11 protein-coding genes are annotated in these 7,136 nt (G+C 49.3%); all 11 read right to left on the bottom strand.

Annotated features, from left to right (window positions below; genetic code table 11):
• Positions 1-33: 33 nt before the first annotated feature.
• The 11 genes from ACTJIK_RS11140 to rpsE all read right to left on the bottom strand — a co-directional run bounded on the left by ACTJIK_RS11140 (position 34) and on the right by rpsE (position 7,119).
• The gene (locus ACTJIK_RS11140) at positions 34-1,029 is read right to left on the bottom strand and encodes a DNA-directed RNA polymerase subunit alpha (protein ID WP_209142585.1); all 996 of its coding nucleotides are present in this window, start codon (positions 1,027-1,029) and stop codon (positions 34-36) included.
• Between the two features lie 75 nt (positions 1,030-1,104).
• Complete coding sequence (rpsD, locus tag ACTJIK_RS11135) at positions 1,105-1,710, bottom strand: 30S ribosomal protein S4 (RefSeq protein ID WP_440646436.1); 606 nt, start codon at positions 1,708-1,710, stop codon at positions 1,105-1,107.
• Between the two features lie 167 nt (positions 1,711-1,877).
• Positions 1,878-2,276, bottom strand: coding sequence for a 30S ribosomal protein S11 (gene rpsK / locus ACTJIK_RS11130; protein WP_119078771.1), 399 nt, complete (start codon positions 2,274-2,276; stop codon positions 1,878-1,880).
• A 105-nt stretch (positions 2,277-2,381) separates the two neighbouring features.
• Complete coding sequence (gene rpsM / locus ACTJIK_RS11125; RefSeq protein ID WP_440646435.1) at positions 2,382-2,762, bottom strand: 30S ribosomal protein S13; 381 nt, start codon at positions 2,760-2,762, stop codon at positions 2,382-2,384.
• A 44-nt stretch (positions 2,763-2,806) separates the two neighbouring features.
• Positions 2,807-2,923 carry a 50S ribosomal protein L36 gene (gene rpmJ, locus ACTJIK_RS11120; protein ID WP_072360626.1) on the bottom strand — a complete coding sequence of 39 codons (117 nt, stop codon included), beginning with the start codon at positions 2,921-2,923 and terminating at the stop codon, positions 2,807-2,809.
• 34 nt (positions 2,924-2,957) lie between these two features.
• A complete protein-coding gene (infA, locus tag ACTJIK_RS11115) occupies positions 2,958-3,176 on the bottom strand; it encodes a translation initiation factor IF-1 (protein WP_012789309.1) in 219 nt (72 codons plus the stop codon).
• 257 nt (positions 3,177-3,433) lie between these two features.
• Positions 3,434-4,252 (bottom strand): type I methionyl aminopeptidase, encoded by an 819-nt coding sequence (gene map, locus ACTJIK_RS11110; RefSeq protein ID WP_440646434.1) that lies wholly within the window; start codon positions 4,250-4,252, stop codon positions 3,434-3,436.
• A 123-nt stretch (positions 4,253-4,375) separates the two neighbouring features.
• Positions 4,376-5,719: a preprotein translocase subunit SecY gene (gene secY, locus ACTJIK_RS11105; protein WP_440646433.1), complete on the bottom strand. Its 1,344-nt coding sequence runs from the start codon at positions 5,717-5,719 to the stop codon at positions 4,376-4,378.
• A gap of 79 nt (positions 5,720-5,798) precedes the next feature.
• Positions 5,799-6,245, bottom strand: coding sequence for a 50S ribosomal protein L15 (rplO, locus tag ACTJIK_RS11100; protein ID WP_440646432.1), 447 nt, complete (start codon positions 6,243-6,245; stop codon positions 5,799-5,801).
• A gap of 95 nt (positions 6,246-6,340) precedes the next feature.
• Positions 6,341-6,526: a 50S ribosomal protein L30 gene (gene rpmD, locus ACTJIK_RS11095; RefSeq protein ID WP_120516907.1), complete on the bottom strand. Its 186-nt coding sequence runs from the start codon at positions 6,524-6,526 to the stop codon at positions 6,341-6,343.
• Positions 6,527-6,600: 74 nt separating this feature from the next.
• Complete coding sequence (gene rpsE / locus ACTJIK_RS11090; RefSeq protein ID WP_440646431.1) at positions 6,601-7,119, bottom strand: 30S ribosomal protein S5; 519 nt, start codon at positions 7,117-7,119, stop codon at positions 6,601-6,603.
• Positions 7,120-7,136 lie beyond the last annotated feature (17 nt).

Here is a 7,136-nt window from a genome sequence, read left to right as displayed (position 1 = left end):
ACCATGCGGTGCCGCGATCCGTGTAATATGCTACTATTCTTCGTCCAGTTTCAGTTTGGACAGGTCCATACCGAAGTGCAGACCGCGTTCGCCCAGAACCTGTTCGATTTCGCTGAGGGACTTCTGACCGAAGTTCCTGAATTTCATCAGTTCTTCCTGTTCGTACTGTACCAGTTCGCTCAGGGAGTTGATCTTGGCGGCTTTCAGACAGTTGAATGCGCGTACGCTGAGGTCCAGGTCCTCCAGGGGAGTTTTCAGGATCTTGCGCAGCTGCAGGGTCTGTTCATCCACTACATCTTCTTTCTCTGCATCTTTGGTATCGAAGCTGATGTTTTCATCGGTGATGATCATCAGGTGCTGGATCAGGATGCGGGAAGCTTGTTTTACCGCTTCTTCCGGGTGGATGGTACCGTCGGTGATCACTTCCATGATCAGCTTTTCGTAGTCGGTCTTTTGTTCCACACGGGTGTTCTCGATGCTGTATTTCACGTTTTTGATCGGCGTGAATACGGAGTCGATAGCGATATAGCCGAAGATGGCATCTTTGGGCCTGTTCTCTTCAGCCGGCACGTAACCGCGGCCTTTGCCGATGGTCAGTTCGATGTCCAGCTTAGCGGAAGGGTCAAGGGTGCAGATCAGCAGCTCGGGGTTCATGATCTGGAAAGAGTTGGTTGCTTTCTCGATCATATCAGCCCTGAACTCGGTTTTGCCTTTGATGGAGATCTGGATCTTTTCGCTGCTTACTTCATTCTCCACGATCTTTTTGAATCGTACCTGTTTCAGGTTGAGGATGATCTCAGTCACGTCTTCCGTGATCCCTTTCAGGGTGGCAAACTCGTGATCGGCGCCTTCAATCTTTATTCCCACAATGGCATAGCCCTCTAATGAAGACAACAGTACACGGCGGAGCGCGTTACCGATTGTCACACCATAACCTGGTTCTAATGGACGGAATTCGAATTGAGCTTCAAAGTCGGTAGACTTCTGCAAAACGATCTTGTCAGGCTTTTGGAAATTAAGAATTGCCATTGATATGCTTGATTTTTGAGTTTTAACGTATGTTATATGGTTAAAGCCACCCCTTAGGAGGTGGCTATAACTTTATTACTTGCTGTACAATTCCACGATCAGTTGTTCCTTGATATTCTCAGGAACGCTCTCTCTCTCAGGATACGCGATGAAAGTACCTTTCATATCTTTCTCATTCCAGTCCAGCCAGCTGAATTTCGGGTTTTTACCGCGGATCGCGCTGGTCAGGGAGGTGTTGCCGGTGGTCTTTTCTTTCAGACCTACCACATCACCGGGTTTCAGTTGATAAGAAGGAACGTTCACTACCGCACCGTTCACGGTTACGTGCTTGTGAGCCACCAGCTGGCGGGCAGCGGGGCGGGACGGAGCTATACCCATACGGAATACGGTGTTGTCCAGACGTGCTTCCAGCAGTTTGATCAGTACCTCACCGGTAACGCCTTTCCTGCGGTTAGCTTCTTCGAACAGGTTGCGGAATTGTTTTTCCAGCACACCGTAAGTGTATTTTGCCTTTTGTTTCTCTCTCAGCTGCAGCGCATACTCGCCCAGCTGCTTACGTTTGCGCTGTGCGCCGTGCTGACCGGGAGGGTTGCTGTTCTTGCCTAAATACTTGCCGTTGCCTAAGATAGGCTCTCCGAAGATCCTGGAGATTTTGGTCTTGGGACCTGTGTACCTTGCCATGTTCTGTGGTTCAGATTTTTAGTTCCGGTGTACGCTCATTTAAAAATCTTAAAATTCGATCGCACACCCACTGTGATTAATAAATATACTAATTATCCATTACGAATACGAATTACCCGATACAAATGTTCATTGTAACGGATAATTCGTACAAGAAAATGCGTTGACTATACCCTTCTCTTCTTGGGAGGACGGCAACCGTTGTGCGGCAGCGGAGTCACGTCTTTGATCAGGGTTACCTCGATACCGGAGTTAGAGATAGCGCGGATTGCACTCTCACGGCCGGCGCCGGGACCTTTCACAAATACATCTGCTCTTTTCAGACCTGCGTCAAAAGCGGTTTTAGCAGCATCGGATGCAGCCAGCTGGGCGGCGTAAGGAGTATTCTTCTTAGAACCCTTGAAGCCCATTTTACCAGCGGAAGACCAGGAGATAACCTGACCCTGCTTGTTGGTGATGCTCACGATGATGTTGTTGAAACTTGCAGAGATATGTACATCCCCGAAGTTGTCCACTTTTACTACCCTCTTCTTAGCGGCAGCTTTTGTATTAGTTGCTTTTGCCATAATTCGTTAAAATTCCAACTATGAAATTCCAGATCGTTGATATAAAAACCCTTTATGCCGCAACTCCCCTGATCTGGAAAGAGTAAACCCGGCAAAGGGATCTTACTATTTCTTCGGTGCCTTCTTTTTACCTGCAACCGTTTTACGCTTACCTTTCCTGGTACGGCTGTTGGTACGGGTACGCTGGCCTCTAACCGGCAGACCTTTCCTGTGACGCAGACCACGGTAGCAGGCGATATCGAGCAGGCGCTTGATATTCATCTGAACCTCGGAACGAAGCTGGCCTTCTACTTTAAATTCACCGTTGATGATGTTACGGATGGCGGCCTGTTCGTCGTCATTCCAGTCCTTCACCTTTTTGTTCAGATCAATGCCTGCTTTGTCCAGGATATATACGGCGGTGGAGTGACCAATACCAAAGATATAAGTCAGACCAATTTCACCTCTTTTGTTTTTAGGAAGATCAATACCGGCTATACGTGCCATATTAATTGTTTAGTTTTTATTCGTTTAATAGATACAGATGCTGATTAACCCTGACGTTGCTTAAAACGGGGATTCTTTTTGTTGATCACCAGCAATTTACCCTTGCGGCGAACGATCTTGCAGTCTGCACTTCTTTTCTTGATGGAAGCTCTTACTTTCATGAGTCAATTGTTATAAATCTACCAGAGTTGTTTTCTACTTATACCTGAAAATTATACGACCCCTGCTCAAATCGTAAGGGCTCATCTCTACTCCAACCTTATCTCCCGGCAGGATGCGAATATAGTGCATCCTCATTTTTCCAGAAATGGTAGCCAATATCTCGTGCCCATTCTCCAGTTTTACCCGGAACATCGCATTCGATAAGGCTTCCAGAATTATACCATCCTGTTTAATCAATGCCTGTTTCGCCATAAAAATTTTTAGGAATGCAAAGATACCATAAAAGTTTCTGAAACCGAAAAAATTACGCGAAATAATCTTTTAAAAAGCCCCGCCATGTGGATAACTTTTGAAATTATCCTGCTGACTTCTTAAAAGTCACTAAGCCTCACATACTTATAAAGTTGAAAACAATATAATCATTGGCCAGGCATAGTCCGGTATTTCCCCTATTTTTCCCCAACAGGCAGCAAATATACCGATTTCCCCCGTCATAATTGCAGGCCGCCTCAGGATACGGTGGCGGCTATATGCCCGGAAAATAACGCAGCATTCGCCTTCTCGGCCACTTCAATGTCGGCAAAGGTAGACAATACATCAGGCTTCCCTTTCGCTACCGCCAGGGTATGCTCGTAGTGCACGCTCGCCTTGCGGTCGCGGGTCACCACCGTCCAGCCGTCTTCCAGGTATTCCACATCACGCGTGCCCAGGTTCACCATCGGCTCTATCGCGATCACCAGCCCTTCCTTCAGCACTGCGCCACTGCCCCTGCGGCCGTAATTAGGCACCTGCGGGTCCTCGTGAAGGTTACGCCCCAGGCCATGCCCTACCAGCTCCCTTACAACGCCGTAACCCCGCTCCTTCTCCAGGTACTCCTGGATCACATAGGCAATGTCGCCCACGCGGTTGCCCACCACCGCCTTTTCGATGCCTTTGGCCAGCGCCGTTTTAGTGGCGGCCATCAGCTTCTGCACATGCGCGGGCACTTCACCGATGGCGAAGGTATATGCGCTGTCTCCATGAAAACCGTTTTTGAACACACCCACGTCCACAGACACGATATCGCCCTCGCGCAGCGTGTACGCGTTGGGAATGCCATGCACCACGGCCTCGTTCACGGATATGCAGCAGGTATTGGGAAAACCTTTATAGTTTTTAAATGAGGGCACTGCCCCATGATCGCGGATAAATGTTTCGGCAATGGCGTCCACATCCAGGGTGCTCATACCCGGCTTCAGCCTTGAAGCCACTTCCGCCAGGGTAGCGCTAACGAGCTGAGCGCTTTCACGGATCAGTTCTATTTCTTCTTTCGTCTTATAATGGATCATAACACGCGAAATTAGGTAAAATTGATGATTCGGTAAGGTTCCCGCGGCGCGGGATGTTATATAACAAAACAGCCATCCTGAAACTTTGGTTCCGGATGGCTGTCAATATTCTGTAAGATGCTTTTAGGCGTTGGCCGGCGTTGTTCTGCCCTTGATGCGGCCGGAGCTCATGAGGCCGTCGTAGTGGCGCATGAGCAGCTGGCTTTCGATCTGCTGCAGGGTATCCAGGATTACGCCTACCATGATCAGCAGTGAGGTACCGCCGAAGAAGGTCGCGAAATTGCTGTTGATACGGAGCGCGGCAGCGATGCCGGGCATGATGCCTACCAGGGCGAGGAAAAACGCGCCGGGCAGGGTAATACGGTCCATTACGGCGCCTATATAATCAGCGGTCGCCTTACCGGGTTTAACGCCGGGTACGAAACCGTTGTTCTTTTTCATTTCATCCGCCATTTGCGTGGGGTTGAAGATGAGCGCTGTATAGAAGAAAGTGAACACTACCACGAGCACAGCATAGATCACGTTGTACCAGGGATTGGTATGGTCGCTGAAGATGCGGATGAAGGTGGAAGCGTTCTCATTACTGGTGGCGAAGCCTATAGCGGTAGCCGGGATGAACATGATGGCCTGGGCGAAGATGATGGGCATTACACCGGCGGCATTCACCTTGAGGGGAATGAACTGGCGTACCCCGCCATATTGTTTGTTACCGACAATACGTTTTGCGTAGTTCACGGGTATCTTGCGCGTGCCCTGTACCAGCAGGATGAGGCCGATGGTGATCAGGATGAAGAATGCCAGCTCCACGAGGAAGATGAGCAAGCCGCCGCCTGCGCCGGTTGTTTTCAGGGTAAATTCCTGGAGCAGCGCTTCGGGGAGGCGGGCAAGGATACCGGTCATGATGATGATGGAAGTACCGTTACCGATCCCTTTATCCGTGATCTTTTCACCCAGCCACATTACGAACAGGGTACCTGCGGTGAGCACCACCGTGGTGGACAGCCAGAACAGGAACGATCCGTATTCGGGTATCAGCGCGGAGGCAGACTGCGTTCTCAGGTAGGCAACGTATGCGCTGGCCTGGAAGGCGGTTACGATCACGGTAAGCAGGCGGGTGTACTGGTTGATCTTCTTGCGGCCGCTGTCTCCTTCTTTCTGCAGTTTCTGGAAATAGGGAACCGCGATGGTCAGCAGCTGTATGGCGATGGACGCCGAGATGTACGGCATGATGCCCAGTGCGAAGATGGATGCACGCGAGAAGGATCCGCCGGCGAACATATTGAAAAGTCCCAGAATACCTTTCTGGGATGTTTCTGAAAAGTTGGCCAGTTGGTTGGGATCGAGACCGGGAAGGGTGATATAGGAGCCCACACGGTACACAAGTACCAGGAGCAGCGTGGTGAGTATGCGTTTACGCAGGTCCTCGATGCTCCAGATGTTCTTTATGGTTTCGATAAATTTCTTCACAGGAAGATAAGAGTTTAATAACGCGTGTAAAATTCGAAAAGACGCACTACTCCGTAGGCGCCTTCTCTATCGTAATTTCTTAAACCAGTTCAACAGATCCACCGGCTGCTTCGATGGCTGATTTGGCTTTCTCGCTGATCGCGTTCACTTTCAGCGTTACTTTGCTTTTCAGTTCACCGTGACCAAGGATTTTCACCTTGTTGGTTTTACTGATCAGGCCGTTCATATACAGGTTTTCCAGGGAGAATTCCTGGATGCCGTATTTTTCGATGATCTGCTCCAGCTGGCCAACATTGAATACTTTATATTCGGTACGGTCGATGGGGATAAATCCGCGTTTGGGCAAACGGCGCTGGATAGGCATCTGACCGCCTTCGTGGCCTCTTTTGCTGGAGTAACCGGTGTTGGATTGCGCACCTTTGTTACCTTTCGTAGCAGTACCACCTTTACCGGATGCTTCACCACGACCTAAACGTTTTTCCTTATGTACTGCGCCTTTTGCAGGCCTTAAATTCTGTAAGTTCATGATTGAATTGTTTTACTTACGCGGAAATCAACCGCTCGCTTTTACAATGATAATTCAAAAAAGTAAGATGCCAATATAAAAATCAAAATTTTACATTATGCATTCACTTCTTCCACCTTCACCAGGTGGTTTACTTTGCGTACCATACCCAGGATCTGGGGGGTAGCTTCCACTTCTACGGTGTTGTTCATCTTTTTCAGTCCGAGAGCCAACAGGGTCAGCTTCTGACGTTCAGGACGATCGATACCGCTCTTTACCTGGGTGATCTTGATCTTTGCCATTTTCTTTATAATATTTCCAATGAAGAATACCTGCGCCGGCTTCGCAGCCGGAACGGGGATTTGGAATCAGGTGCTTATCCGTTGAATACTTTCTTCAGGGATACGTTACGGGTTTTAGCGATCGCTATCGGTTCGCGCAGCATGCCCAGGGCTTTGAAGGTCGCTTTCACCACGTTGTGGGGGTTAGCGGAACCCAGGGATTTTGCCAGAACGTCGGTGATACCGGCGCTTTCCAGTACGGCGCGCATAGAACCACCCGCGATCACGCCGGTACCATGGGCAGCCGGTTTGATCAGCACTTTCGCAGCTCCTTCCTTCGCCAGCTGGTCGTGGGGAATGGTGCCGTGATGTACCGGGATCTTGATCAGGTTCTTCTTCGCGTCGTCGATACCTTTGGTGATAGCTTCCTGCACTTCCTTGGCTTTACCAAGACCGTGGCCCACTACACCGTTCTCGTTACCTACAACTACCAGCGCGGAAAAACTGAAAGTACGGCCGCCTTTGGTGGTTTTGGTAACCCTGTTGATAGCCACAACCTTTTCTTTCAGCTCCAGATCGCCAGCTTTTACTTTATTGAATGAATTCTTTGCCATTTTTATTTAATAAGAAT

This window comes from Chitinophaga sp. 22620, from assembly GCF_052044405.1.
In the GTDB taxonomy this organism is placed as follows: domain Bacteria; phylum Bacteroidota; class Bacteroidia; order Chitinophagales; family Chitinophagaceae; genus Chitinophaga.
Note: the sequence above shows the minus strand (reverse complement) of the source record. Positions and strands in the feature narration are given on the sequence as shown.

Coding starts and splice junctions, on each gene's coding strand:
- rpsD (WP_440646436.1), bottom strand. CDS start 1,710: ATGGCAAGGTACACAGGTCCCAAGACCAAAATCTCCAGGATCTTCGGA.
- rpsE (WP_440646431.1), bottom strand. CDS start 7,119: ATGGCAAAGAATTCATTCAATAAAGTAAAAGCTGGCGATCTGGAGCTG.
- ACTJIK_RS11140 (WP_209142585.1), bottom strand. CDS start 1,029: ATGGCAATTCTTAATTTCCAAAAGCCTGACAAGATCGTTTTGCAGAAG.
- rpsM (WP_440646435.1), bottom strand. CDS start 2,762: ATGGCACGTATAGCCGGTATTGATCTTCCTAAAAACAAAAGAGGTGAA.
- infA (WP_012789309.1), bottom strand. CDS start 3,176: ATGGCGAAACAGGCATTGATTAAACAGGATGGTATAATTCTGGAAGCC.
- map (WP_440646434.1), bottom strand. CDS start 4,252: ATGATCCATTATAAGACGAAAGAAGAAATAGAACTGATCCGTGAAAGC.
- rpsK (WP_119078771.1), bottom strand. CDS start 2,276: ATGGCAAAAGCAACTAATACAAAAGCTGCCGCTAAGAAGAGGGTAGTA.
- rpmD (WP_120516907.1), bottom strand. CDS start 6,526: ATGGCAAAGATCAAGATCACCCAGGTAAAGAGCGGTATCGATCGTCCT.
- rplO (WP_440646432.1), bottom strand. CDS start 6,245: ATGAACTTACAGAATTTAAGGCCTGCAAAAGGCGCAGTACATAAGGAA.
- rpmJ (WP_072360626.1), bottom strand. CDS start 2,923: ATGAAAGTAAGAGCTTCCATCAAGAAAAGAAGTGCAGACTGCAAGATC.